Consider the following 25,807-nt stretch of genomic DNA (forward strand, 5'->3'; position numbering starts at 1 on the left):
CTAGCAGTGCCCATATTGCTGGAATCAAGCAAGCAATTAGAGCAATTATTTCCAAGGTCATTACTCCTATTCGATAATAGATTGAACTCTTCAGCTCTTTCATTCCTGCACAATTTCAGTATTGATACAAGTATCCATAAATATCATTGCTGACACGCTAGGGCTATAGTTTGCTACCAATGATTCTTGGTTCAGCTATTCAATACCGAAGGTAGCACAAAAGAAAAAGCCGACTGGATTTCCCCAGCCGGCTTTTCTTATTTACTCAACTTCCGAGCTTACTCCGAAACGGACTCGCGGCGCGAAGCGCGGGCGGGACGCTTGGTAGGAGCCGCAGCTTCTTCGGTCTTGGCAGCCTGTTGGGCTTCCAGTTCCTCCTTCGAGCCGACGATCTGACGCGTATACTCGCGCAGACCGGTACCGGCCGGGATGAGGTGGCCTACGATTACGTTTTCCTTCAGGCCCAGCAGTTCGTCGGCCTTGCCACGGATGGCGGCTTCCGACAGCACCTTGGTCGTTTCCTGGAAGGAAGCGGCCGAGATAAACGACTGGGTACCCAACGAAGCTTGCGTGATACCCTGCAGGGTCGGGCGGGATACGGACGGCTGGGCGTCGCGTACTTCCACCAGTTGCAGGTCGCGGCGGCGCAGGCTGCTGTTCTCGTCGCGCAGGCGGCGAGCCGTCACAATCTGACCGGGCTTCAGGTTGGTCGAGTCGCCGGCGTTGGTTACCACCTTCATGTCGATGATGGTATCATTTTCCTCCATGAAGATAATCTTGTCGATTACCTGGTGTTCGAGGAACGACGTGTCGCCAGCGTCGAGAATCACAACTTTCTGCATCATCTGGCGAACTACCACCTCAATGTGCTTATCGTTGATTTTCACACCCTGCAAGCGGTATACTTCCTGAATCTCGTTCACGAGGTATTCCTGCACGGCACCGGGGCCCTGGATGCTCAGGATGTCCGAAGGCGTAATAGCACCGTCGGAAAGCGGAGCACCCGCGCGGATGAAGTCGTTGTCCTGCACCAGGATGTGCTTGGACAGCGGCACCATGTACTTCTTCTTCACGCCGTCTTTCGACTCCACGAAGATTTCACGGTTACCACGCTTCACCGTACCGTAGGTTACCACGCCGTCGATTTCCGACACAACGGCCGGGTTCGAGGGGTTACGCGCTTCGAAGAGTTCCGTAACACGGGGCAGACCACCGGTAATATCGCGGGTTTTGCCCACGGCACGCGGAATCTTGGCCAGAATCTGACCGGCTTTGATTTTCTCGCCGTTCTCGACGTTCAAGTGCGAACCTACCGGGATAGAGTAGCCTTTCGAACCTTCCATGTCGCCCTTTTTGCCGGGGCGCACGATGATGGCGGGGTTCTGGTCCTTCGCCTTCGATTCGATGATTACTTTCTCGCGGTGACCCGTCTGCTCATCCGACTCCTCGCGGTAGGTAATACCTTCCGTGATGGCGTCGTACTGGATAGTACCGTCGAACTCGGCCAGAATAACGGCGTTGTAAGGGTCCCAGTTGTTGAGCTCCTGGCCTTTCTCTACCTCCTGACCTTCGTCAACGAGTAGGAAAGAGCCGTAGGGAACGTGGTTCGAGATGAACACTTTGCCGGTGCCTTTCTCCACGATGCGGATTTCGCCCGAGCGACCCATCACTACTTTTACCGACTCGCCATCGGCGTTTGCGGTTTCTACAGTCCGGATATCTTCGAACTCAACCACCCCGGCGAACTTAGCGCGCAGGCTAGCTTCAACGGCAATGTTAGAAGCTGTACCACCTACGTGGAAGGTACGCAGGGTCAGCTGGGTACCAGGCTCACCGATGGACTGGGCAGCAATTACGCCAACCGCTTCGCCCTTCTGGACCATGCGGCCCGACGACAGGTTACGGCCGTAGCACTTGCCGCAGATACCACGCTTCGATTCGCAGGTCAGTACCGAGCGGATTTCCACCGATTCGATGCTAGTGTTGTCGATGCGACGCGTGATTTCCTCGGTGATTTCCTCACCAGCCGCCAGAATAACCTCGTCCGTCAGCGGGTCCACGATGTCGTGAACGGCCACGCGGCCTAGGATACGCTCAGCCAACGGCTCTACTACGTCCTCGTTATCCTTCAGGGCGAAGGTTTCGATGCCACGCAGGGTACCGCAGTCCACCTCGTTCACGATGACGTCTTGCGATACGTCTACCAGACGACGGGTCAGGTAGCCGGCGTCAGCCGTCTTCAGAGCGGTGTCAGCCAGACCCTTACGAGCACCGTGGGTCGAAATGAAGTACTCGATTACGTCCAGGCCTTCTTTGAAGTTAGACAGAATCGGGTTTTCGATAATCTCACCTACTGAGCCCTGCAACGACTTTTGCGGCTTAGCCATCAGACCCCGCATACCGCCGAGCTGACGAATCTGCTCACGCGAGCCACGAGCGCCGGAGTGCATCATCATGTAAATCGAGTTGAAGCCCTGGTTCTCCTTTTCGAGGCGACCCATAAGGGTTTCAGTGATTTGGTTGTTGATGCGGGTCCAGATGTCAATAACCTGGTTGTAACGCTCGTTGTCGGTAATCAGACCCATCTGGTAGTTCTGAGTAACGGCCTTCACGTCGTTCTGCGCTTGCAGAACCAGGGCATCTTTCTCTTTCGGAATTTGGATGTCGCCCAGACCCATCGACAAACCACCTTTGTAAGCCGACTGGAAACCCAGCGTCTTGATGTCGTCGAGGAACTGTGCGGTGCGGGCCATGCCGGTCCGCTTGAACACCATCGAAATAATCTGCTGCAGCTTTTTCTTGGTCAGCAGCTCATCCACGAAACCTACTTCGGTGGGCACGAGCTGGTTGAACAGCACGCGGCCAGCTACGGTCTCGATGATCTTCGTAACGAGGTTATCTTCTTCGTCGCGAACCTGCGTGCGCACCTTAATATAGGCGTGCTTCGAGAGCTGACCTTCGTTCAGGGCAATTACTACCTCCTCATCCGAGTAGAACATGCGGCCTTCGCCCTGGATCTGCTCGTCGTCGGTGCTGCGCTTGCCTTTAGTCACGTAGTACAAGCCCAGAACCATGTCCTGCGACGGTACCGCAATGGGCGCGCCGTTGGCCGGGTTCAGAATATTGTGCGACGCCAGCATGAGCATGGAGGCTTCCAGAATAGCAGCCGGTCCCAGGGGAACGTGCACAGCCATCTGGTCACCGTCAAAGTCAGCGTTGAAGGCCGTACAAACCAGCGGGTGCAGCTGAATAGCTTTGCCCTCGATGAGGCGGGGCTGGAACGCCTGGATACCCAAGCGGTGCAGGGTAGGAGCACGGTTCAGGAGCACGGGGTGGCCTTTCAGCACGTTCTCCAAGATGTCCCATACTACGGCGTCCTTGCGGTCAACGATTTTCTTCGCTGATTTTACCGTCTTCACGATACCGCGCTCAATGAGCTTACGGATGATAAACGGCTTGAACAGCTCGGCCGCCATGTTCTTGGGCAGACCGCACTCGTGCAGCTTCAGCTCAGGACCTACCACAATTACCGAACGGCCAGAGTAGTCGACACGCTTACCGAGCAGGTTCTGACGGAAGCGGCCCTGCTTGCCTTTCAGCATATCAGACAGCGACTTCAGGGCCCGGTTGCCTTCGGCGCGCACGGCATTCACCTTACGCGAGTTGTCGAAGAGCGAGTCAACAGCTTCCTGCAGCATGCGCTTCTCGTTCCGCAGAATCACTTCAGGAGCCTTGATTTCGATCAGGCGCTTGAGGCGGTTGTTGCGGATAATAACGCGACGGTACAGGTCGTTCAAGTCGGAAGTGGCGAAACGGCCACCGTCCAACGGCACGAGGGGACGCAGTTCCGGCGGAATCACCGGTACCATGCGGATTACCATCCACTCGGGCTTGTTCTCGATGCGGGTAGCCGCGTCGCGGAACGCTTCTACCACGCGCAGACGCTTCAACGCCTCAGCTTTACGCTGCTGCGAAGTTTCGTGCGCGGCCGAGTCGCGGAGACTATAGGAAAGCTCGTCGAGGTTGGTGCGCTCCAGCAACAGCTGCAGGGCATCCGCCCCCATCCGGGCAATGAATTTGTTGGGGTCTTCATTCGGCAGCATCTGGTTCTCCCGGGGGAGCTTGTCGATGATGTCGAGGTATTCGTCTTCGGTGAGGAAGTCCAGCTGCTGTACGCCTTCTTCGGCAAGTACACCGGGCTGCACGACTACGTACCGCTCGTAATAGATAATCTGGTCGAGCTTCTTGGTGGGCAGGCCCAGCAGGTAGCCGATTTTGTTGGGTAGGGACTTGAAGTACCAGATGTGCGCTACGGGCACCACCAGTTCGATGTGGCCCATCCGCTCCCGACGTACTTTCTTCTCGGTCACCTCCACGCCGCACCGGTCGCAGATGATGCCTTTGTAGCGAATCCGCTTGTACTTGCCGCAGTGGCATTCCCAGTCCTTTACGGGACCGAAAATCCGCTCGCAAAACAGGCCGCCCATCTCGGGCTTGTACGTCCGGTAGTTGATCGTCTCGGGCTTTACTACTTCACCGTTCGACCGCTCCAGAATGGATTCGGGCGAGGCCAGCGAAATAGTAACTTTCGAGAAGTCCTGTACCAGTTTCTTGTTTTTTGCAAACGCCATGTAGAGTAGCTGTTGTTAGCTGGTGGCTTTTATCTGTTCATTGGTTCCGCTAATCTTAAGAGTAGTCGGAAAGAACGTAACAGTTCGACTCTGCGAAAAGTGCTCTGCGGGTCGGATAGGTACGCCGCGCAGTAGGTTTCCGCCAGGTCTGGTAATGGGGTGATTCAAAACCTGAATCAAGTTGCGGCCAACTACTACCGGAGGGTCGATGCCGTTCTGACCATATCTCGGAACGACGCCGGCAGCGGCTGTTATCGATTTCCCGAACCGCGGGTACTCTATATAATAAGACTTGAAAAGTGGCTGCCGACACATGTGCGTCAGCAGCCACTTCTTTCAAACCTTAGTCAAGCGTGATTTCCAGGGCCAGACCGCGCAACTCGTGAATGAGTACGTTGAATGACTCGGGGATATTTGGCTTGGGCAGTACGTCGCCTTTTACAATGGCTTCGTACGCTTTAGCGCGGCCTACCACGTCATCCGACTTCACCGTCAGGATTTCCTGGAGAACGTTGGAAGCACCGAAGGCTTCGAGAGCCCACACTTCCATTTCGCCGAAGCGCTGACCACCGAACTGGGCTTTACCGCCGAGGGGCTGCTGGGTGATGAGCGAGTACGGTCCGATAGAACGGGCGTGCATCTTATCATCAACCAAGTGACCCAGCTTCAGCATGTAAATCACGCCTACGGTTACCGGCTGGTCGAAACGCTGACCGGTTAAACCGTCATGCAGATACGCCCGGCCGAAGGTTGGCAGACCCGCTTCCGTCAACTCACGTGATACTTCCTCTTCGGTAGCACCATCGAAAATTGGGGTAGCGTAGGTGCGGCCCAGCTTCAGGCCGGCCCAACCCAGTACGGTTTCATAAATCTGACCAATGTTCATCCGGCTTGGTACACCAAGCGGGTTGAGCACAATGTCCATCGGAGTGCCGTCGGGCAGGAAAGGCATGTCCTCATCGCGCACGATGCGGGCTACTACCCCTTTGTTACCGTGACGACCGGCCATTTTATCACCCACCTTCAGCTTGCGCTTCTTGGCGATGTAAACTTTAGCCAGCTGCACAATGCCGGCGGGGAGTTCGTCGCCTACTTCCAGCGTGAACCGGTCGCGCTTGAAGCGGGCCGTGATGGTGTTGCGCTTCTTGGCGTAGTTTTTCACCAGGTCGAGCAGCATACCATTCACACGCGCATCAGCGGTCCAGTTCTCCAGAATGAGGTCTTTGAACATGTTGACCTCTTCCGGCACGGCGTAGTTGCTCTCATCCTTATAGGGGTTCTTCTCGGGGAACAACGCTTCTGTGATGTTCTTCTTCCCGAATTTCACACCCTTAGTCAGGATTTCGTCGCCGAACTTGTGCTTCACGCCCTGGGAGGTTTTGCCTTCCAGCAGTTGCACCAGCTTCTCGATCATCACGGCTTTGATGCCGCGCAGTTCCCGAGCATACGACTCCTTCAGCTCTTCTACTTCCTTCTTCGACTTGGCCCGCAGGTTTTTGTCTTTCTTCGGACGCGAGAACAGCTTAGTGCCAATTACTACCCCGTTCAGGGACGGTGGCGCCTTAAGGGAGGCATCCTTAACGTCGCCGGCTTTGTCGCCGAAGATGGCGCGGAGCAGCTTCTCTTCCGGGGTCGGATCGGTTTCGCCTTTCGGCGTGATCTTACCGATGAGAATGTCGCCTTCACGAACCTCAGCTCCCAGACGGATGATACCGTTGTCGTCGAGGTTGCGCACGGCTTCTTCGCTCACGTTCGGAATTTCCGAGGTCAGCTCTTCTTCGCCGCGCTTGGTTTCGCGCACTTCCAACTCAAACTCCTCAATGTGAATCGAGGTGAAGATGTCGTCGCGCACTACTTTCTCCGAGATGACAATAGCATCTTCGAAGTTGTAGCCCTGCCACGGCATAAAGGCCACCTGCATATTGCGGCCCAGAGCTAGCTCACCTTTGTTCGTGCCGTAGCCTTCGCAGAGGGGCTGTCCTTTGGTTACCCGCTCACCTTTCTTTACAAGGGGTGTCAGGTTGATGCAGGTATCTTGGTTGGTACGACGGAACTTGATCAGGTCGTACGAAATCTTCTCAGCGTCGAAGCTTACGAGGATGTCGTCTTCCGTCAGGTCGTACTTCACTACAATGCGATTAGCATCTACGTAGTCAATTACACCGTCGCCTTCGGCTACTACCAGCGTGCGGGAGTCAATAGCTACGCGACCTTCTAAGCCAGTGCCCACGATGGGAGCCTCAGCCTTCAAGAGCGGAACCGCCTGACGTTGCATGTTCGAACCCATCAGGGCACGGTTAGCATCGTCATGCTCCAGGAATGGAATCAGGGAAGCGGCCACCGATACAATCTGGTTCGGGGCTACGTCCATGTAGCTGTACTCATCCGGACCTACCACCGGGAAGTCACCTTCGAAACGACCTTTTACCAGCTCGTTGATGAAGTTACCTTGTTCATCGATGCGGGCGTTAGCCTGCGCGATGTGGTGGGTATCTTCCTCCTCGGCCGTCAGGTACTTCACGTTCTCGGTGATGTCCACCTTACCATTTTCTACCGTACGGTAGGGAGTTTCGATGAAGCCCATCGAGTTTACCCGGGCGTGCACGCACAGCGACGAAATCAGACCGATGTTCGGTCCTTCCGGCGTTTCGATGGTGCACAAGCGGCCGTAGTGCGTGTAGTGAACGTCACGTACTTCGAAACCAGCCCGCTCGCGCGACAGACCTCCTGGCCCCAGTGCCGATACGCGACGCTTGTGCGTCACCTCGGCCAGCGGGTTCGTCTGGTCCATGAACTGCGACAACTGGTTAGTGCCGAAGAAGGAATTGATTACCGACGACAGCGTACGGGCGTTGATCAGGTCAACCGGCTTAAAGTCCTCGTTGTCGCGCACGTTCATGCGCTCCTTGATGGTACGCGCCATACGGGCCAGACCTACGCCAAATTGAGCGTAAAGCTGCTCCCCTACCGTACGTACCCGGCGGTTCGACAAGTGGTCAATGTCATCGACAATGGCCTTCGAGTTGATTAGACCAATCAGGTATTTCACGATGAGAACAATGTCCTCATTGGTCAGCACGCGAGCCTCCCAGTTCGTGTCGATACCCAGCTTCTTATTAATACGGTAGCGGCCTACATCCCCGAGGTCGTAGCGCTTGTCCGAGAAGAATAGCTTTTGGATAATGTCGCGGGCTGTCTCTTCGTCAGGAGCCTCCGTGTTCCGGAGCTGACGGTAGATTTGCTCCACGGCTTCTTTTTCCGAGTTGGAGTTGTCCTTCTGCAGGGTGTTGTAAATAATTGCGTAGTCGGCAATGTTTACGTTCTCACGGTGCAGAATCACCGACTTGGCCCCGGCATTCAGGATTACGTCGATGTCCTCCTCCTCGATGGTCGAGTCACGCTCCAGCAAAACCTCGTTCCGGTCGATGGACACCACTTCACCGGTATCCTCGTCCACGAAGTCTTCCGTCCAGGTGCGGAGTACCCGGGCAGCTAACTTGCGACCCACTGCTTTCTTGAGATTTTTCTTATCAGCCTTCACCTCTTCTGACAGCCCGAACAGGTCGAGAATGTCTTTATCGGTGCCGTAGCCGATAGCACGCAGCAGCGTCGTAACCGGAAATTTTTTCTTCCGGTCGATGTACGCATACATCACGTTATTCACGTCCGTGGCGAATTCAATCCACGAACCTTTGAACGGAATGATACGGGCCGAATACAGTTTCGTGCCATTGGTGTGCTTGCTCTGGGCAAAGAACACTCCAGGCGAACGGTGCAACTGCGAAACGATAACGCGCTCTGCCCCGTTAATTACGAAAGAGCCCTTTTCGGTCATGTAGGGAATGTTCCCTAGGAACACCTCCTGCTCAATCGTTTCGAAATCTTCGTTGTCCGTGTCGTTGCAGACGAGGCGCAACTTAGCTTTCAACGGCACCGAGTACGTTAGGCCCCGGTCAATGCACTCGTCAACAGAGTACTTGGGCGGGTCAACGTGGTAGTCGATGAAGGTCAGCACAAAGTTTTCGCGCGAGTCCGAAATCGGAAAATTCTCAGCGAATACTTTGAAAAGGCCCTCATCGGTACGGTTCTCGGCAGCCGTTTCCAACTGGAAGAAATCCATGAACGAGCGAACCTGCACGTCCAGGAAATCCGGGTACTCAATAACCTTTTTAATCTTGGCGAAGTTGATCCGCTCGTCAGCCGCCTGCAGTTTTTGCAGGCCTGTCTGTGCTTTCGGTGTAGCCAATGTATGTGGGGTTAGGAAATGGATACTGAGAGAATCCAACTCAAGTAACTAGCAAGGCCAGAAACCTGAGGAAAACGGAAGTTTTGGGCGCACGAAAGCGCAAAGCAGAACCTTGCGCTTCTGGCAGCCGTAGGCACGAAAAGCCGCAAAGCGGCGTGCAAACGGACTTCCGACTAGTTTGTTGCCTACAAACAGGAAAAGACCTGGCTTAGTTGCCAGGCCTCTCCATATTTGCTGGTTTTACGAGCAGGCAGCAGAAATTACTTAACTTCTACTTCAGCGCCGGCTTCTTCCAGTTGCTTCTTCAGCGACTCAGCTTCGTCTTTAGCAACACCTTCTTTCAGAGGCTTAGGAGCACCGTCAACCAGTTCTTTGGCTTCTTTCAGGCCCAGGCCGGTCAGGTCTTTCACCAGCTTTACAACAGCTAGCTTCTGACCACCGGCAGCCTTCAGGATTACGTCGAACGAAGTCTTCTCCTCAGCGGCTTCAGCAGCACCAGCGCCAGCACCACCAGCTACCATTACTGGAGCAGCAGCAGCAGGCTCAATGCCATACTCGTCTTTCAGGATAGTAGCCAGTTCGTTTACTTCTTTTACCGTCAGGCTAACGAGCTGCTCGGCGAATGCTTTCAAATCTGCCATTTCTGTAGATTGTTAAAAAGGGGGTTGTTGAAGGAAATTGAAAGTGAAAAAGATGAGCAGCGGTTAGCCTGCAACCTCTTCTTTTTCGGAAAGCGTTTTGATAAGACCAGCCAAGATGTTGCCACCGCTCGATAGAGCAGAGATAACGTTTTTGGCGGGCGACTGGAGCAGACCGATAACATCACCGATAAGCTCGTTTTTGCCTTTCAGCGTGCTGAGGCTGCTGAGCTGGTTGGCGCCGATGTAAATGCTAGCATCAACATAGGCACCTTTCAGCGCGGGACGGGGCTCTACGTTCTTACCGTAGTTCTGTGCCTTGTAAAAGTCCTGAAGTAGCTTGGCTGGAGCATTACCCGACTCTTTCGAGAACAGGATGCCCGACTGGCCTTTCAGCGCTGCGTCCATCTCCGAAGTGTCGCCACCCAAGGTGTCGAGAGCCTTGCGGATGAAGGTGTTCTTGTACACTTTGAACTCCATGCCGCGGTTAAAGCACAGGCGACGGAATTCGTTGATTTTCGCCACCGACATTCCCGAAGCATCGGCAATGTAGAACGCGTTGTGCGATTGAAACTTCTCGCTCAACTCGTCGACGAGGGCTTGTTTTTCTTCCCGGATCATATCGTCGTGTTGATTAAAATTAAGCGGAAGTTACCTGGGTGTCAACCGGAACGGCAGGCGACATCGTGCTCGAAAGCGTGATGCTCTTAATATAAGTGCCCTTAGCCGACGAAGGCTTCAAACGCTGAAGCGTCTGGATTACTTCGATGGCGTTTTCAGCGAGCTTCTGCTCGTCGAACGATACCTTGCCTACTGAGCAATGAATGATACCGGTCTTGTCAACTTTAAAGTCGATTTTACCAGCCTTCACTTCCTGTACAGCTTTAGCTACGTCAGTTGTAACCGTGCCCGACTTGGGGTTTGGCATCAGGCCACGAGGACCCAGTACGCGACCCAGACGGCCAACCTTAGCCATTACCGAAGGCATCGTGATGATTACATCGATATCGGTCCAACCTTTCTCGATTTTCGAGATATAGTCATCCAAACCAACGTAGTCAGCACCAGCTGCAGTAGCTTCAGCTTCTTTGTCGGCGGTAACCAAGGCCAGAACGCGAACAGTTTTGCCGGTACCGTGGGGTAGCGTGGCTACGCCACGTACCATCTGGTCAGCTTTGCGGGGGTCAACGCCCAGACGAACGTCGATATCTACGGAAGCGTCAAACTTGGTATAGGTGATATCCTTTACCACTTTGGCGGCTTCTACCAGGCTCCGAACTTCGGTCAGGTCGTGCTTGGCAAGGGCTTCCTTGCGCTTTTTGCTTACTTGTGCCATGTCTTACTCCGTCGTTAAATTATTCAGCGAAAGGAGAAGTGCCTGACACAGTGATGCCCATGCTACGAGCCGTACCGGCTACTTGCAGCATTGCCGACTCCACTTTGAAAGCATTCAGGTCTGGCATCTTCGTCTCGGCGATGGTGCGTACCTGGTCCCATGACACCGAGCCAACCTTGTTACGGTTGGGCTCTTTCGAACCGCTCTGGAGCTTGGCAGCCTCCATCAGGAGAACCGGTACCGGAGGAGTCTTCACCACGAAGTCGAACGACTTGTCGGTGTACATGGTGATGAGTACAGGACAAACTTGGCCGGCCTTATCCTGGGTGCGAGCATTGAACTGCTTGCAGAACTCCATGATATTAAGGCCTTTGCTACCAAGTGCAGGTCCAACCGGCGGCGCAGGGTTTGCGGCGCCTCCCTTTATCTGAAGCTTCAGATAACCTCTAATTTCTTTGGCCATTTGGTTTGAAAGGCTTCGGAATCTGCATCGTAACACGCAGCTTCCTCAGTTTTTACTTGCTCCTAGTGGAAGCACCACCGATCCGGAGCGGATAACCGGTGACGTTATATGAGCTACGCTTCCTTCTCGACCTGGGTGTAGCTCAACTCCATAGGAGTGCTACGGCCGAAAATTTTGACGATAACATTCAGTTTTTTCCGTTCCTCGAATACCTCCGATACTGTGCCCGACATACCCGCGAAACCGCCATCCACAATCTTTACCAACTCACCAACTACAAAAGGCGTCTCCAGGGTAGCGGTCTGCTCTTCCGCTTCGTCCACAATCCCAAGGATGCGGTTTACTTCCGAGATATGCAGCGGAACTGGTTTCGTGTTCTGATTAGCAGCTTTCCCTTCTTTATCACTTAGGAAGCCAATTACTCCAGGCGTGCTAGTAATAATGTGGTCTACCTCTCCGTGAGTCAGGTCAGCGTGGATAATGATGTATCCGGGGTACAGGTTCCGCTCACGCACGCGCTTTTTGCCGTTGCGCATCTCGAACACCTTCTCCACCGGAATCAATACCTGGGGTACTAAGTCAGAAAGCCCGTGACGGCCAATCTCAGTTTCCAGATAGGTCTTGGCTTTTTTCTCTTGTCCGCTTACCGAGCGGACTACGTACCACTTCAACTCGCCCATTGTCGTATATTCTACCGATTAACGGAACGATTGGTAAAATGCTTCTAAGCTTTTGCTAAAAGCAACATCCATTAAACCCACTACCCCGGCAAACAGCAACGAACCAATCAGCACCAGACCGGCACTTTTCTGCAGTTCCTCCAATGAAGGCCACGTCACTTTGTAGCGCATCTCTTCGGAGGTTTCCCGGAAGTAGTTTGTTAGCTTGCTCATGATAGCGGCACCAGTTTGGTGTTTAAAACTACGGCTGCCGAAGCAGCCGTAGTTCTTAGTGGCACGGGCGGAGAGATTCGAACTCCCATCAAAGGTTTTGGAGACCTCTATTCTACCCTTGAACTACGCCCGTGTATGCGTCCTGTCCGGTCAAGGTACTGGATTGGGACTGCAAATGTATGGAACTCTTTAAACAAAACAAATCCGCCCCCGAAAAAATCGAGAGCGGATTTGCATTATTTCACCAGGGAAGGTCGAAATTACTCGGTGATTTCAGTTACCTGACCAGCACCTACGGTACGGCCACCTTCGCGAATAGCGAAACGTAGACCTTTTTCCATAGCTACCGAGTTGATCAACTCAACCGAAATAGTTACGTTGTCACCAGGCATTACCATTTCCACACCCTCGCCCAGCGAGATGATACCGGTTACGTCGGTAGTGCGGAAATAGAACTGAGGACGGTAGTTGTTGAAGAACGGAGTGTGACGACCACCTTCCTCTTTCGACAGTACGTACACCTCAGCCTTGAACTTGGTGTGAGGCTTAACCGAACCGGGCTTGCAGATAACCATACCACGACGGATGGCCTCTTTTTCAATACCGCGGAGCAGCAGACCTACGTTGTCACCAGCTTCACCACGGTCAAGGATTTTGCGGAACATCTCAACGCCCGTTACGGTCGACTTGAGGTTCTCAGCACCCATGCCCAGGATTTCAACTTGCTCACCCGAGTTGATGATACCACGCTCGATACGGCCGGTAGCAACCGTTCCACGACCCGTGATAGAGAATACGTCCTCTACGGGCATCAGGAAGGGCAGGTCGGTCAGACGAGCAGGAATTGGAATGTAGCTGTCAACAGCAGCCATCAACTCCTCAATCTTGGGAACCCAAGCAGCGTCGCCGTTCAGGCCGCCCAGAGCCGAGCCCTGGATAACCGGAATGTTGTCACCGTCGAAGTCATAGAACGAAAGCAGTTCGCGGATTTCCATTTCCACCAGCTCGAGCAGCTCGGGGTCATCCACCATGTCCACTTTGTTCATGAACACTACCAGCTGAGGAACACCTACCTGACGGGCGAGCAGGATGTGCTCACGGGTCTGGGGCATTGGGCCGTCGGTAGCAGCTACCACGAGGATAGCACCGTCCATCTGAGCAGCACCCGTTACCATGTTCTTCACATAGTCAGCGTGACCGGGGCAGTCAACGTGAGCGTAGTGACGGTTTTCGGTAGCGTATTCTACGTGCGACGTGTTGATCGTGATACCACGCTCTTTTTCTTCGGGAGCATTGTCGATCGAAGAGAAGTCGCGCTTGGCAGCCAGACCTTTGTTAGCCAACACCATGGTGATAGCAGCCGTCAGGGTGGTTTTGCCGTGGTCCACGTGACCAATCGTGCCGATGTTTACGTGCGGCTTGGACCGGTCAAAATTTTCTTTAGCCATTGTAAAGAGATTAAGAGGAATTTTGAGGTAAAGAGGGGGAAAACGCGACTAGTCTATACAGTAAGAAAGCGAAACACAGCTCCGCTTAGTCGGGACTGCACGTCGCTTTACTTGCTGACAGAGCCAAACGGTGCAGTCGCGCTGCCCCGTTGGTACTCGTAAATTCTGAGCCATTTATGGGATTTGAACCCATGACCTCTTCCTTACCAAGGAAGTGCTCTACCACTGAGCTAAAACGGCTTATTTTAGGTTTGGCAAAGATACAACAGGAGAAGAACATTTGCCAGCCGACGCTATGGGTTGTTATTTCTCACTGCCGCCTTGGGCACCGAGCGGGAGACGAGGTTCGAACCCGCGACCTGCAGCTTGGAAGGCTGCCGCTCTACCAACTGAGCTACTCCCGCGTGTGTGAAAGAAGAGCAACTAGTAAAACGAATCTACCAGTTGCTCTTTTCACTATTGTGGGGGGAGAAGGATTCGAACCTTCGAAAGCTTGCGCTAACAGAGTTACAGTCTGTCCCATTTGGCCACTCTGGAACCCCCCCAATTATTTGCTTCCTTACCGCTTGTAAGAAAGAAGCCCTCCGTTCTGGTAGTAGCCGCTACGGTTACTGTGTCGATTGGAGTTGCAAAATTAGAGGCTTTCTGGTGTAAGTCAAGTCTACCGTAAAAAAAGGTTTTAACTTTTTTCTGCTGACTAGCTCCTACTCCCGCGTTATCATTACCTAACCAATTGACTACCTAACAAAAACGATCAGCCCGTTTGGGCTGATCGTGCCTGAAAAAAGTTTGGTTTTTTTATTGAATAAGGCTGTACATCGACTTTAGGCTGTCGTCTTTCTCCTTGTTGCGGATGTCTTGCAAGATGGGTTTGAGCGTGGGCATGCTGGTTGTAAGCTGATGCAAACCCTTGTATGCTCCGAGCCGCACGTACATCTGTGGATGCGTCCGAGCTAAAGTCTCTAAGCGCTGGATACCTTTCTCCCGCTCAATGGGGGGCATGCGCTGCATGAGTGTGCCGAAGTTTTCAAGCATCACATACAGTACCTCCGCGGGGGCATCCTGACTGCGCCGTAGAAACCACGAGTAGTCGTCGAGGGTACCATTGAGCCCGTAGTAATTCGACAAAGCTGTAAGTAGGGCGGAATTTTTGGTTTCTTGCAGGGCGGCTACCTGAGTACGAGTGGCGGCAGTAGGAGCTTTAGACAAGGCATCAACGGCTGCCCCTACCACCAGATACGAACTGTCCTTTAGGGCAGCGGCGTACACTTCGCTGAAGTCCTCATTCTGGAAGGAGGATAAAACGCTGATAGCCGCAGCTCTTACTACCCCTTTTTTCTCATTCAGGGCCACGCGCTGCAAATCCTTGCGAACTGCGCTGCCCTCGGCGCCCCGGTACCGCCGTAGCCCATCTAGTGCGGCTACCCGGGTAGCCCAGAACGGGTCTGATAAGGCATTTCGAAAGGCAGAGCTAACTGTGAGGTCAGCGGTTTTGCTGCGTAGGCCTTGAATGGCGGCGTATTTTTGTAGGTAGCCGCGGGCGTGGCTCAGCTGATACAAGAGTTCCTCCTGCGTTTGGGTCTCATCAACCTGCGCCAGCAACGTTCCTTCGTGGTCGAACTTGACGAGGTTAGGCCGCTGATTGACGGGCAGGTGAAAGGTTTGGTCGGCTTTGGTGATGAGAATCCGGTGTTCTGTGGGTTGCCCGCCGTTCCAGGTAGCCACCGTAACTGGTAGGCGGTAGACGGGCTGGTACAGGGTATCCTGCACCTGCTGCACGTGCAACACTACTTGGCTATTCTCGAAAGAGTGGGTAACGCGCAGCTCTGGGTGGCCGCGCTGCAAAAACCACTGATCGAAAAACCACATCAAGTCCTCTCCGGTCGTTTCCTCGAAGGCAATGCGCAGCTTGGCAAGCTCCGTGCTGGATAGCTTATTCTGGGTGAGGTAGCGGTTTAGGGAAGTAAAGAAGGCATCATCGCCTACGTACTTGCGCAGCATGTGCAGCACGCGCCCACCCTTGTCGTAGGAGTGCCGGTCGAACATGTCCTCCCGGTTAGCGTAGCGGTAGCGAATCAATGGCTCGCGCTTCATCTGCGCTTCCTCTAGGTAGTTGCGGAGCTTGGTTTGCTGCACTAACGCGGCGGCATCTGCCCCGTATTTCTGTTCGGCCCACAGCAGCTCGGAGTAATCGGCAAAGGACTCGTTGAGGGGCAGGTTAGACCAAGACTCCGTGGTTACGTAGTCGCCGAACCACTGGTGGAATAGCTCGTGCGCGATAACGGACTCGGGCTCGTAAGAGATGTCGGCTAGCTCCCGGGAGTTGAATTGCACTAACTGCTGCTGGAACGTGGAGGCCGAGGTATTTTCCATGGCCCCTGACACAAAATCGTGCACGGCTACCTGCGCGTACTTCTCCCAGGGATAGTCTACCCCCAGCTTCTTGGAGAAAAAGTCCAGCATTTCGGGCGTGTTGCCGAACACTTGCTTGGCCGTGTACTGGTAGGGCGGATCGACGTAGTACTCAATGGGTTTGCCGCGCCACGTGTCTGTCACCACTGCAAAGTTGCCGGCGGCCAGCATGGTTAGGTAGGGCGCGTGGGGTAGGTTTTGCTTCCAGACATCCGTACGGGTGCCGTCCGAGTTACGGCGGGAGGATACCAACAAGCCATTCGATAAGGTTTTAAACCCATTCTCAACGGTCAGGCTAATTTCCTGAGTCATGCGCTGGTTGGGCTTATCAATGGTTGGGAACCAGCAGGAGCTACCCTCCGTCTCACCCTGGGTCCATACCTGGCGGGGCTTGTCCTTGTTCGTGCCGAGAGGATTAATAAAGTACAGCCCCTTGTCTTCGGTAATAGCTTCGCTCCCACCCTTAGGCAGCTCATTAGGCTTAGCCACGTACTGAATTCGGACCTGATACTGCTCGGTGCGCGGATACTGGCGGTCCAGCGTAATGGTCAGCTTCTTCTTATCGTAGCTGTACTTCAGATCCCGGCCTTTTTTAACACCGTTGAGAAGCTCCACGCTTTTCACGTCGAACCCCTTGGCATCGAGCACCAACTGGTTTTGGGGGTAGAAGTGTGGGCGCAGGGTGAGAGTAGCCGTACCCAGAAGCCACTGCTTGGCCCAGTCGAAACGCACGTCCAGCTTGGTATCGACCAGGTCATGGAGGATGGTGGCAGCAGGCTGCACAGGGTTGGTAGAGGGCAGCCAGTTCGGCACGGGTTGCTGGGCCGGCGCGGGGGTAGGCGCAACGGCCACGGGAGTTTTCTTGCGAGCCGGATGGCTAACACTCGAGGCCGGACGACTGGATTTAACTGCCTGAGCGGAAGCCGTAAACTGGCACAGAAGCGTCAGGATAAAGGCACCGAGGACCGGGTATTTCATGCGGAAAGGCACTAGGGTATTGGAGGGTCAAGTTCCGAATTTATTTCAGAATTGGCCTATCTTTAAGCCCTTTTCCGCCCCATTCCCGCCCTCTTCTTATGCTACAGGTACGCACCGACGCCACCCCCGACCAAACTTGGGAGGTTGATTACCGCCCCAATGGTCTTACCACCGTTAATGGGCAGCCTTTTGAATGGGACTTGACGCCTCTGGGCCAGGGCCGTTACCATCTGCTTTATAACAACCGCTCCTACAGCGCCGAGCTGATTACAGCCGATTACACCGCCAAAACGGTAGTGCTCAAGCTGAACGGGCAGCAACTGGAACTGCAGGCCAAGGACCGTTTTGATTTGCTGCTCGATAAGCTGGGCATGAGCAACACGGCCGCCAGCAAGGTAAACGAGCTGAAAGCGCCTATGCCCGGTCTGATTGTCGATATTCGGGTAGAACCCGGCCAGACCGTTCAGAAAGGCGACCCGCTGCTGGTACTGGAGGCTATGAAGATGGAAAACATCCTGAAGGCGCCGGGCGAAGGCACAGTAGCCGCCATTAAAGTCAATTTGCGCGACAACGTAACCAAAGGGCAGGTGCTGATTCAGTTCAGCTAACCTGCCCTTTTTCCTATTTATTGAGCCAGAACGGCTACCACGGGCTTCTGCCAAGGGTACTGCTTATGGCCTTCCTACGTACATCCGCGTTCCACGCTTAACCTCTCTCGTTTTGAAGTATAACCGAATCCTGCTGAAGCTGAGCGGCGAGGCCCTGATGGGTCAGCAACAGTACGGCATCGATGCCACCCGGCTCATGCAGTACGCCGAAGAAATCAAGAAAGTAGCCGCTACGGGTACGCAGGTAGCCGTCGTTATCGGGGGCGGCAACATTTTCCGGGGGGTGCAGGCCGAAGCGTTCGGACTCGACCGGGTGCAGGGCGACTACATGGGCATGCTGGCCACGGTTATCAACTCCATGGCCCTGCAAAGTGCCCTAGAGAAATTGGATGTGAACACGCGCCTGCTGTCCGGGGTAACCATTCAGCGGGTATGCGAGCCGTATATCCGCCGGCGGGCTCTGCGCCACTTAGAAAAGGGACGCGTGGTTATTTTCGGGGCTGGTATCGGCTCCCCTTACTTCACTACCGACTCGGCGGCTTCATTGCGGGCCATTGAGATTGAGGCCGACGTGGTACTGAAGGGCACCCGCGTGGATGGCATTTATACCGCTGACCCTGAGAAGGACCCTACCGCCGTGCGCTACCCCCAAATTACGTTTGATGAGGTAATGGCGAAAAAACTCAACGTCATGGACATGACGGCCTTTACCCTGTGCAAGGAAAATAACCTGCCTATTATTGTGTTCGACATGAACAAGGAAGGCAACCTGCAACGTTTGCTCGACGGCGAAAGTGTAGGCACGTTGGTAAGCATGCACGGCGCAGTACCTACGGAGCCGGCTGATGCTCACCACAGTAGCCTGCAACCCGCGCTAAAGCAGACTCCGGGCGAACAGGCATGAGCAGAATCACATGCTGCGGCGGACTGGTAGTAGTACATTAGCAGTCAAGCCCAGCATTTCTTCACTTTTATATTCACCTTTCAACACTTAACATTTCAGAAGTGGACGAAGAAATTAAGTTTTATCTGGACGAGGCGGAGGAATCGATGGGCAAAGCCCTGCAGCACACGCAGGTTGAGTTTGCCCGAATCCGCGCGGGTAAGGCTACCCCGGCCATGCTCGATTCTTTGCGAGTTGACTATTACGGCACGCCTACCCCGGTAGCGCAGGTAGCTAATGTAGCCGCTCCCGACGCCCGGACGCTGTTCATCAAGCCCTGGGAAAAGAACATGATCAGCGAAATTGCTAAGGCCATCAAGAACAGCGACTTGGGCTTGAATCCGCAGTCAGATGCCGAAGGTGTGCGCCTCAACATTCCGCCCATGACGGAGGAGCGCCGCCGCGACCTGGTAAAGCAGGCCAAGAATGAGTCCGAAAGCGGCAAGGTTCGTATCCGCGGCATTCGCAAGGATGTGAACGAAGCGCTCCGGAAGCTGCAGAAGGAAGGTGCCGCTGAGGATGCCGTTAAGGATGCCGAGGCGAAAGTGCAGAAGTTCACGGACAGCTACATCAGCAAGGTTGATGAACTGCTGAGCAAGAAAGAAACCGAAATCATGACCATCTGATTTCGGCCTCACCCACAGAAAAGCCCCAGCCGATTGGTATCAGCTGGGGCTTTTCTGTGGGTGAAGAATCTAAGCTACTACTTATGTGCGCCAGTAGCCAGCTGCCAGAATTTGTTGTTCCACTGGTTCCGGCACGAGGTAGCGAACCGACTTACCCGCGCGCACACAACTGCGTATATACGTGGCCGATATATCGAGCAAAGGGGCATCTACAACCTGCACTCCCGGCTGCGGTTTGCTGTCAGTAGGCGTTACACCTGGGCGGGGATACACATACACCTCATTCTCAGCCAGAATGCGGCCAGCGTCCTTCCAGCGCGGTAAGCCCGGCAGGTTATCCTCTCCCATTAGGAGCACAAAGTGGTAGCCTGGGTGACGACGGCGCAGCTCATCCAAAGTATCTATGGTGTAGCTGGGCTTGGGCATGCCAAATTCCACATCGAGGGCCCGTAATCGGTCGTTACCGGCAATAGCAAGTTGCACTAAGCGCAACCGTGCTTCTTCGGGCAATAACTCTTGGCCTACCTTAAATGGGCTCTGCGGTGATACAACCAGCCAGACCTCATCCAAGTCAGTGTGCGTGGCCATGAAGTGAGCCAGAATCAGGTGCCCGGTATGAATGGGGTTAAACGAACCAAAAAGCAGCCCTACTTTCCGGCCGTTTGGGGCGGAAGCAGGGCTGCTCACAAAATGGCAGGTTCGGCCGTAATGAAATTGCGTACCAGTCTTTCCGCCTCGTCGATGGCCCGTTCCAAGTCATCATTCACGATGGTGACATCAAAACGGTCTTCAAAAGTTAGCTCAAAGTTGGCCTTGTAAAGACGGGCCGAGATGCTAGCATCAGAGTCAGTGGCACGGTTGCGCAGACGCTGCTCCAAAACCTGCAACGACGGAGGCTTCACGAAAACCGCAAGGGCGCGGTCTTTGTAAAACTCTTTGATGCTGAGGCCACCTTTTACATCCACATCCAGCACAGCATGCTGTCCGTTTTGCCAAATGCGCTCAACCTCTGATTTTAGCGTGCCATAAAAGGCTCCTTCATACACCTCTTCCCACTCCACAAAGTCATCGTGCCGGATTTTCTCCTGAAACTCCTGAACGGAGATGAAGTAATAATCCTTGCCGTTGGCTTCGGTGCGGCCGCGTTTGTCACGCGTACACGCTGAGATAGAGAAGCTTAGCTCCGGAATCCGTTCCAAAAGCCGATGGACGATAGTTGTTTTACCGGCGCCGGAAGGAGCCGAAAAGGCGATGATTTTACCCTGCATCGGGCAAAATTAGGCCATTTCTGCTTTAACTCTCGCAAGAATTGAGTTTGACAAAGAAGAAGGCGCTCCTTTCCGCCCTACATGCTGGGCGAGGAAATCCACGAAAATGTGTTGCTTCTCAATGCTGTCAAAGCACGGGGAACAATCTTCGGCGTGGTTGATGAAGTAATCCTCATCCTCCGCCGTGGGCTCATGCCCGACGATAATCTGGTCAAGAATTGTGTTCACGCGTTCACAGTCGGGGCCGTTGGTGGGCACCGCGCTTTGGTTGGTTTGCTTTGTAGAAGTGGTTTCCATAACGGGGACCTAACAGGAGGGAGTTATTCGTTTTCGTCGGTAATCAAATCGTCGTCACCTTCGCCTTCCGAGCCATAACCCATTGACTTAGCGTAACGTTCGAGTTTATCTTTCAAGAAATTGCGTGCCCGGTGCAAACGAGAGCGCACCGTTCCGATGGGGATATCCAGCACCTTGGCCATTTCCTCGTAGGTGAACCCTTCCAGGTCGCAGAGGATAATGACGGTACGGAAATCCACGGGTAGCGAGTTGAGTGCGCTGGCCACCTCGTCACCGATGAGGTCACGCACGGCTTGCTGCCGCATGTCGGTTGAAGTGCTGCCGGCGTCGCCGTCGGCCTCCACATCTTCCGAGTTGTAGTACCCTTCGATTTCGCTGTAATCAACCTTGGCAGGCTGCTTACTTTTTTTGCGAAAATCGTTGATGAACGAATTTTTCAGGATGCGAAACAGCCACGCTTTGGCGTTTGTTCCTTGCTCGAAGTACTCAAAGAAGCGATATGCTTTCAGATAAGTTTCCTGCACAAGGTCATTTGCATCATCTTCATCGAGGGTAAGGCGGAAGGCGAAGTTGTACAGAGAATCGAGCACAGGCATCAGTTCGGCCTGAAAACGCCGGTCTTTTTCCTCTTTACTCAGTTTTGGTACTCGTTCGGGGGAGTCGCTCATGGACACAAAAAAAATTCGGCTGAATATTGGAAAAATACCGCCGTTAGACAAATGTAGAACTTATACCATCCGCGGAAAGGAAGGTTTTGGGGGTGCTGTTTCTTCGTTCCGTAGCCACTACCAGAAATCCATACAGGAATACGAACAGGTTGAAGCTGGTTTGTAATTCGAGCAGCGAATCGGCGGACATGGCCAGCGCTTGTAGCAGCAGGAACCGATACACGTACGGGTTACGCCGCTGTGCGGGTTGCACAAGAGGCCCGAATAACACGAGTAGCCAGAGCAGCAGCCCCACAATTCCGCCCCCTACCAGTTGGTGCAGATACTGGTTGTGAATCATGACGCGGTTTTCTGGTCGCAGGCCGTGGTTCTGCCAGTCGTACTGCTCCATCATGGCTCGGTAGGCATCGGCCGGCCCAACCCCCAGCCACGGGTGCTGGCGGGCTACAATGGTAGCAGTTTGCCAAGCTGCCAGCCGCCGCGACCAGGAATACTCGTTGATATCGTTGTTGCGCTCAAACTGCTCGATGTCGTAGCTGGTGGCTTCTACCCGCTGCCGCACAGACTCCAAGGACTGATACGCCAGCCACGGCCCCGCCACTAAAGCCAAGAGCAATGTTCCACCCAGCCACCACCGCCGCCGCACCAAAAGCAGCAGTAGCGCGTCGATCAGGAGCATGCCGTAAAGCGCCATCAGGCCCGTCCGGTAGGCTAACACGTGCAAGGTCAGCACGCAGATAGCTACAGCCAGCAGCAACGCCGCTCGCAACAGAGAAGTGGCAACAGGCTCGCGCCGCAACGACAGACCAAAAAAAGTTGCCAACGCCAGCATCAACCCAAAGTGAATGTGGAAGATACGGGTGATGGACGGCATGCTCTGGCCCGAACCAAAGGCAATGTTGGCAGCAGTAGGATCTAGCAGGTACTGCCCTACCGTAGCCGCTCCCACCAGTGCCACCCCGACGACATAGAGCACTCCAACTCCGAAGCGCTGGCGGCCGCTCAGGGGTACGGCCAACCCAAAAGCCAGCGGCACACCCAGCCACGGCAATAACCGAAATGCCTCGTGCCGCCACGTAGGCCAATCTTGGGTGTAGAGGGCGCTTAGCAATAGGAGTCCGTACAGGGCGGCGGGCCCCCACACGGTGCGCAACCGTAGCCAACTAGGTACCTGACGAGCAATTCCTGGGTTGGCAAGAGCAGCTAATACGCCTACTACTGGGCTGAGCGCTATTAGGGCGCGGGAAGTCAGCAGCCCAACTACTCCAGCTACACAGGCCAGCAGCAGCAGGTACTGCGACAGGCGGCCGGAGCGCCACCACGCCTGCCACACAGGCTCTAGGGTAGTTGTAGGGGTAGTTAGCGGGCTCATTCGAGGAGGCAAGTAGGTCAGAAAGCCGCAGACGGCAAAGGCTGCCACTGCTGAATACGGGCCAGCGCCTCCACCGGCTCCAACGCCTTAATACAGCTACAGGCGGCAGGCTGAGTTCGGCAATCTTGGCAATCGGGCCGGTCGAAAACGAGGTACTCCGCGTGCTGGCCCAGCGGTGCCCAGCGGCCAGGATGCATGGGCCGAATGGGCGGGTACAGCCCCAGGGCATAACGGCCCAACGCTGCCGCTACATGCAGCGGCCCCGTGCTACCGGCTACCAACCCATCGGAGGCCCCAATGAAGGCTAGTAATTCCGGCAAACTAAGTTGGCCCGTAAGCTCCGCGGCAAGGTAGGACCGGTGTTCCGCTAGCCATTCGCGCAGTTCCTCCCCTTCAGCGGCCGTGCCGGTCACAAATACCCGGTGGCCGGCTTGGTGCAGTAGGCGCGCCAGACTACCGAAATGCGCCAGCCCCCACTCACGGGCGCTACCCCGGCTGCGGGGGTGCAGGATGATATTGAGCTGGCCGGGGCGGCGGACAGTCAATAGTTCCTGATGGGCGGGCTTCACGGCAACCGTGGAAACCAACCGGACCAAGGACGCTACCTCCGCCAGGGGTAGGGAAGCTGCAGTTTGAAGTAGCGGCTCCAGCAGTTGCAAGTTTAGTTGGGCTTCGTGCAGGAGCGAGTTTTTGCGGCTCAGGGCTACTAGCCGGTTGCAGGTCAGCCAGTGAAACCACCGGTTGCGGGTGCCAACGCGCACCGGAATACGAGCCTGCCGGGCCAGGCGAGCCAAGTGCTTATTCGGGAAAACGTGCAATAGGACGTCGGCCTGCTGGGCTTGCAGCGTGACTACCTGCTCAGGTGTTGACAGCTTCAGCACCTCATCGAAGTTGAGAAACCCATCTATCCAGGGGCACGCTTCGGCTACGGCTTGGGTGTAGGTGCGGCCTAGCAACACTACTCGGCAGTCCGGAAAAAGCTGTTTCAGCCGGCCGGCTACGGGTAGGGTAAGTACCACGTCGCCGATGGCATCGGTGCGGCTGAGGAGAAAGGTGGTCATGCAGCTTCTTTCGTTTTCAGCTTGGCAAATTTCAGAAATACGCCCCAGGCAGAAATAACGGCAATGCTCAGCCCCGCAAACCCATCCAGAAATCCTAGTCGCAGGAAGTAGCCGTGGGTAAACTTCCACCAGGGCTTGAGCAGCAAATGAAACCAGGACACCCGTCGCCGGCCCCGCAGCCACAGCTCATCGGCCGCAATGCTGGTGAAGCGGTTGAGTTGGCTGACGTGCTGCTCCACCGAATCGTAGGAATAGTGTAGGGCGTCGCCGGTGAGGGGTAGCGGCGCGGGCTGACCGGGCTGCAGTTCGTATCGCTCATGTAATAAGAGCCCCTCCCACTGGCCCCGGCGCCGGTCGTAGAGCCGGAGCTTACGGTCGGGGTACCAACCGCCGTGGCGCACCCAGGAGCCGCAGTAGTTGGTTAGGCGGGCCAGAGTGTAGCCGCCGCCTTGCCAGTTCTGCTTGGCCGCCTGAATGCTTTGGCGTAGCTCATCCGTCAGCACTTCGTCGGCATCTAGCTGCAGGACGTAGTCGTGGTAGGCTTGCGCGGTGGCAAAGTTTTTCTGTTGCACGTAGCCCTCGAAAGCATGCTGCACTACCCGGACCCCATGCTCTTGGCAGATGGCAACGGTAGCATCCGTCGAGAAGCTGTCAACCACCACAATGTCGTCGGCTATGGCACGCACAGCGTCCAGGCAGCGGCCAATGTTGCGCTCTTCGTTATAAGTAATGATGACGACGGACAAGGAAACGGTGGGCATAGCGGCGCAAATATCCGCAATTTGTACAGGCTATAAGTCGGAGCCGAAAGCACGCATGACATTCGTACGCCAAGTACCCCTACCCTAGCCTGCCTCTAGATACTCGACTTACCGGAGGTCTCGCTACAGGGCTCTATTCGGGCGCAGCTTCGAGAATGCCATGCAGCAGACGTGCAGCCCCTAGCGGTGCGTAGCCGATAGTTGCGTAATTCTTACCTCTTTACGAGCAGATTTGCGTATAGAGGAGCTCACTCACTTCCTTCGTATGGCCACAGCTGTGCAGCCCATTGCCCTGGTTACGGGCGCCACTTCTGGTATTGGTGAGGTAACTGCCCTGGAACTGGCCCAACAAGGTTACCACGTAGTGCTGCTAGCCCGTAGCGCCGAAAAAGCCGCCCGCACCCGGCAGCAAACCCAGGATGCAGTGGGCTTAGGGCACCGAGTAGATGTGCTGCTTTGCGACCTAGCCGACATTAGCCAGATTCAGCGGGCAGCCGCCGAGTTCAACCAACGCTACCCCCAGCTCGACCTACTGGTAAATAATGCGGGGTTGCTGTTTGGCAAGCCTCGCCAGGTCTCCGTTGATGGGCTGGAAATGACCCTGGTCACCAACCACCTCGGCCCATTTTTACTGACCGCTTTGCTGCTAGACAAGCTGCTCCTGAGCCCCGCGGCGCGCATCATCAACGTGGCCTCTATGGCTTACAAGATGGCCCAGCCCCGCCTCAACGATTTAGGCCAAGAACGCAGCTATAGCCCCTTGCAACAATATGGCAACACGAAGCTCTACAATATTATGTTCACGCAGGAGCTGGCCCGACAACTGCGCGAACGGAACATTACCAACGTAGTTACCAACAGCTTACACCCCGGCGTAATAGCCAGCAATTTCGGCACTAATGCCAAAGGTTGGCTGGCTAAGGCTACCTCCCTGTTGCGCCCTTTCATGATTTCGCCCCAAAAGGGCGCCGAAACAACCCTCTACCTAGCAACCGCTCCAGAAGTCGGGCAGGTGAGTGGCGGGTTTTACATCAAGAAGAAGGCCGAGGCGGTAAAGCATCCTTTCAACACGCCGGCCAACGCCCAGCAGCTCTGGCAAGAATCGGAGCGGCTGGTAAAGCGTAACTTCTTTCTAGATTGAGTTTTTAGCTTATACCG

General features: G+C 54.8%; 21 protein-coding genes and 4 tRNA genes. 4 read left to right on the forward strand and 21 right to left on the reverse strand.

What is annotated here, in order from left to right; all coding sequences use genetic code 11:
- Window positions 1-278: 278 nt before the first annotated feature.
- The 14 genes from rpoC to MWH26_RS15020 all read right to left on the reverse strand — a co-directional run bounded on the left by rpoC (window position 279) and on the right by MWH26_RS15020 (window position 17,045).
- Window positions 279-4,631, reverse strand: a complete 4,353-nt coding sequence (rpoC, locus tag MWH26_RS14955; RefSeq protein ID WP_247974903.1) for a DNA-directed RNA polymerase subunit beta' — start codon at window positions 4,629-4,631, stop codon at window positions 279-281.
- 343 nt (window positions 4,632-4,974) lie between these two features.
- Window positions 4,975-8,850 carry a DNA-directed RNA polymerase subunit beta gene (gene rpoB / locus MWH26_RS14960; protein WP_244698719.1) on the reverse strand — a complete coding sequence of 1,292 codons (3,876 nt, stop codon included), beginning with the start codon at window positions 8,848-8,850 and terminating at the stop codon, window positions 4,975-4,977.
- A 287-nt stretch (window positions 8,851-9,137) separates the two neighbouring features.
- Complete coding sequence (rplL, locus tag MWH26_RS14965) at window positions 9,138-9,518, reverse strand: 50S ribosomal protein L7/L12 (RefSeq protein WP_045688444.1); 381 nt, start codon at window positions 9,516-9,518, stop codon at window positions 9,138-9,140.
- A gap of 63 nt (window positions 9,519-9,581) precedes the next feature.
- On the reverse strand, window positions 9,582-10,136 hold the full coding sequence (gene rplJ, locus MWH26_RS14970) for a 50S ribosomal protein L10 (protein WP_188556028.1): 555 nt from the start codon (window positions 10,134-10,136) through the stop codon (window positions 9,582-9,584).
- A gap of 19 nt (window positions 10,137-10,155) precedes the next feature.
- Window positions 10,156-10,851, reverse strand: a complete 696-nt coding sequence (gene rplA / locus MWH26_RS14975) for a 50S ribosomal protein L1 (RefSeq protein ID WP_247974904.1) — start codon at window positions 10,849-10,851, stop codon at window positions 10,156-10,158.
- 19 nt (window positions 10,852-10,870) lie between these two features.
- The gene (gene rplK / locus MWH26_RS14980) at window positions 10,871-11,314 is read right to left on the reverse strand and encodes a 50S ribosomal protein L11 (RefSeq protein ID WP_022822113.1); all 444 of its coding nucleotides are present in this window, start codon (window positions 11,312-11,314) and stop codon (window positions 10,871-10,873) included.
- Window positions 11,315-11,427: 113 nt separating this feature from the next.
- Entirely contained in the window at window positions 11,428-11,994 is a 567-nt protein-coding gene (nusG, locus tag MWH26_RS14985) for a transcription termination/antitermination protein NusG (RefSeq protein WP_110976696.1), read from the reverse strand.
- Window positions 11,995-12,012: 18 nt separating this feature from the next.
- On the reverse strand, window positions 12,013-12,207 hold the full coding sequence (secE, locus tag MWH26_RS14990; protein WP_188556025.1) for a preprotein translocase subunit SecE: 195 nt from the start codon (window positions 12,205-12,207) through the stop codon (window positions 12,013-12,015).
- A gap of 59 nt (window positions 12,208-12,266) precedes the next feature.
- Window positions 12,267-12,340, reverse strand: a tRNA-Trp gene (locus MWH26_RS14995).
- A gap of 127 nt (window positions 12,341-12,467) precedes the next feature.
- Window positions 12,468-13,655: an elongation factor Tu gene (tuf, locus tag MWH26_RS15000; protein WP_185888775.1), complete on the reverse strand. Its 1,188-nt coding sequence runs from the start codon at window positions 13,653-13,655 to the stop codon at window positions 12,468-12,470.
- Between the two features lie 168 nt (window positions 13,656-13,823).
- Window positions 13,824-13,895 (reverse strand) — tRNA-Thr (locus tag MWH26_RS15005).
- A gap of 91 nt (window positions 13,896-13,986) precedes the next feature.
- Window positions 13,987-14,059: transfer RNA gene (locus tag MWH26_RS15010), tRNA-Gly, on the reverse strand.
- Between the two features lie 58 nt (window positions 14,060-14,117).
- Window positions 14,118-14,200 (reverse strand) — tRNA-Tyr (locus tag MWH26_RS15015).
- Window positions 14,201-14,453: 253 nt separating this feature from the next.
- Entirely contained in the window at window positions 14,454-17,045 is a 2,592-nt protein-coding gene (locus tag MWH26_RS15020; RefSeq protein ID WP_247974905.1) for a M1 family aminopeptidase, read from the reverse strand.
- Between the two features lie 98 nt (window positions 17,046-17,143).
- Here MWH26_RS15020 and MWH26_RS15025 point away from each other — a divergent pair, with 98 nt between their 5' ends.
- The 3 genes from MWH26_RS15025 to frr all read left to right on the forward strand — a co-directional run bounded on the left by MWH26_RS15025 (window position 17,144) and on the right by frr (window position 19,222).
- The gene (locus MWH26_RS15025; RefSeq protein WP_247974906.1) at window positions 17,144-17,653 is read left to right on the forward strand and encodes an acyl-CoA carboxylase biotin carboxyl carrier protein subunit; all 510 of its coding nucleotides are present in this window, start codon (window positions 17,144-17,146) and stop codon (window positions 17,651-17,653) included.
- 112 nt (window positions 17,654-17,765) lie between these two features.
- The gene (gene pyrH / locus MWH26_RS15030; protein WP_247974907.1) at window positions 17,766-18,557 is read left to right on the forward strand and encodes a UMP kinase; all 792 of its coding nucleotides are present in this window, start codon (window positions 17,766-17,768) and stop codon (window positions 18,555-18,557) included.
- Between the two features lie 101 nt (window positions 18,558-18,658).
- On the forward strand, window positions 18,659-19,222 hold the full coding sequence (gene frr, locus MWH26_RS15035; protein ID WP_244697398.1) for a ribosome recycling factor: 564 nt from the start codon (window positions 18,659-18,661) through the stop codon (window positions 19,220-19,222).
- Between the two features lie 81 nt (window positions 19,223-19,303).
- On the opposite strand, the gene nadD is transcribed toward frr, so the two are convergent.
- The 7 genes from nadD to MWH26_RS15070 are packed head-to-tail and all read right to left on the reverse strand — an operon-like array spanning window position 19,304 to window position 24,649.
- Window positions 19,304-19,909, reverse strand: coding sequence for a nicotinate (nicotinamide) nucleotide adenylyltransferase (nadD, locus tag MWH26_RS15040; protein WP_247974908.1), 606 nt, complete (start codon window positions 19,907-19,909; stop codon window positions 19,304-19,306).
- Window positions 19,906-20,490 carry a guanylate kinase gene (gene gmk / locus MWH26_RS15045; protein ID WP_247974909.1) on the reverse strand — a complete coding sequence of 195 codons (585 nt, stop codon included), beginning with the start codon at window positions 20,488-20,490 and terminating at the stop codon, window positions 19,906-19,908. The genes nadD and gmk overlap by 4 nt, the downstream gene beginning before the upstream one ends.
- Window positions 20,491-20,499: 9 nt before the next feature.
- Window positions 20,500-20,787, reverse strand: coding sequence for a hypothetical protein (locus MWH26_RS15050; protein ID WP_188556018.1), 288 nt, complete (start codon window positions 20,785-20,787; stop codon window positions 20,500-20,502).
- A 23-nt stretch (window positions 20,788-20,810) separates the two neighbouring features.
- The gene (locus tag MWH26_RS15055) at window positions 20,811-21,455 is read right to left on the reverse strand and encodes a sigma-70 family RNA polymerase sigma factor (RefSeq protein ID WP_247974910.1); all 645 of its coding nucleotides are present in this window, start codon (window positions 21,453-21,455) and stop codon (window positions 20,811-20,813) included.
- Window positions 21,456-21,498: 43 nt separating this feature from the next.
- Window positions 21,499-22,827 (reverse strand): O-antigen ligase family protein, encoded by a 1,329-nt coding sequence (locus MWH26_RS15060; RefSeq protein WP_247974911.1) that lies wholly within the window; start codon window positions 22,825-22,827, stop codon window positions 21,499-21,501.
- Between the two features lie 17 nt (window positions 22,828-22,844).
- Window positions 22,845-23,888, reverse strand: coding sequence for a glycosyltransferase family 9 protein (locus tag MWH26_RS15065; RefSeq protein WP_247974912.1), 1,044 nt, complete (start codon window positions 23,886-23,888; stop codon window positions 22,845-22,847).
- On the reverse strand, window positions 23,885-24,649 hold the full coding sequence (locus tag MWH26_RS15070; protein ID WP_247974913.1) for a glycosyltransferase family 2 protein: 765 nt from the start codon (window positions 24,647-24,649) through the stop codon (window positions 23,885-23,887). The genes MWH26_RS15065 and MWH26_RS15070 overlap by 4 nt, the downstream gene beginning before the upstream one ends.
- 265 nt (window positions 24,650-24,914) lie before the next feature.
- On the opposite strand from MWH26_RS15070, the gene MWH26_RS15075 reads away from it, so the two are divergent.
- Complete coding sequence (locus MWH26_RS15075) at window positions 24,915-25,790, forward strand: SDR family NAD(P)-dependent oxidoreductase (protein ID WP_247974914.1); 876 nt, start codon at window positions 24,915-24,917, stop codon at window positions 25,788-25,790.
- The last annotated feature ends 17 nt before the right edge of the window (window positions 25,791-25,807 follow it).

Origin of the sequence: Hymenobacter sublimis (assembly GCF_023101345.1) — a bacterium.
GTDB lineage: Bacteria > Bacteroidota > Bacteroidia > Cytophagales > Hymenobacteraceae > Hymenobacter > Hymenobacter sublimis.

Bases quoted from the DNA above. Each gene is read 5' to 3' on its own strand.
- rplA (WP_247974904.1), bottom strand. From the start codon at position 10,851: ATGGCACAAGTAAGCAAAAAGCGCAAGGAAGCCCTTGCCAAGCACGAC.
- nusG (WP_110976696.1), bottom strand. From the start codon at position 11,994: ATGGGCGAGTTGAAGTGGTACGTAGTCCGCTCGGTAAGCGGACAAGAG.
- MWH26_RS15055 (WP_247974910.1), bottom strand. From the start codon at position 21,455: ATGAGCGACTCCCCCGAACGAGTACCAAAACTGAGTAAAGAGGAAAAA.
- MWH26_RS15075 (WP_247974914.1), top strand. From the start codon at position 24,915: ATGGCCACAGCTGTGCAGCCCATTGCCCTGGTTACGGGCGCCACTTCT.
- rplJ (WP_188556028.1), bottom strand. From the start codon at position 10,136: ATGATCCGGGAAGAAAAACAAGCCCTCGTCGACGAGTTGAGCGAGAAG.
- MWH26_RS15025 (WP_247974906.1), top strand. From the start codon at position 17,144: ATGCTACAGGTACGCACCGACGCCACCCCCGACCAAACTTGGGAGGTT.
- rpoC (WP_247974903.1), bottom strand. From the start codon at position 4,631: ATGGCGTTTGCAAAAAACAAGAAACTGGTACAGGACTTCTCGAAAGTT.
- MWH26_RS15070 (WP_247974913.1), bottom strand. From the start codon at position 24,649: ATGCCCACCGTTTCCTTGTCCGTCGTCATCATTACTTATAACGAAGAG.
- tuf (WP_185888775.1), bottom strand. From the start codon at position 13,655: ATGGCTAAAGAAAATTTTGACCGGTCCAAGCCGCACGTAAACATCGGC.
- rplL (WP_045688444.1), bottom strand. From the start codon at position 9,518: ATGGCAGATTTGAAAGCATTCGCCGAGCAGCTCGTTAGCCTGACGGTA.
- MWH26_RS15020 (WP_247974905.1), bottom strand. From the start codon at position 17,045: ATGAAATACCCGGTCCTCGGTGCCTTTATCCTGACGCTTCTGTGCCAG.
- MWH26_RS15065 (WP_247974912.1), bottom strand. From the start codon at position 23,888: ATGACCACCTTTCTCCTCAGCCGCACCGATGCCATCGGCGACGTGGTA.
- secE (WP_188556025.1), bottom strand. From the start codon at position 12,207: ATGAGCAAGCTAACAAACTACTTCCGGGAAACCTCCGAAGAGATGCGC.
- MWH26_RS15050 (WP_188556018.1), bottom strand. From the start codon at position 20,787: ATGGAAACCACTTCTACAAAGCAAACCAACCAAAGCGCGGTGCCCACC.
- rplK (WP_022822113.1), bottom strand. From the start codon at position 11,314: ATGGCCAAAGAAATTAGAGGTTATCTGAAGCTTCAGATAAAGGGAGGC.
- gmk (WP_247974909.1), bottom strand. From the start codon at position 20,490: ATGCAGGGTAAAATCATCGCCTTTTCGGCTCCTTCCGGCGCCGGTAAA.
- MWH26_RS15060 (WP_247974911.1), bottom strand. From the start codon at position 22,827: ATGAGCCCGCTAACTACCCCTACAACTACCCTAGAGCCTGTGTGGCAG.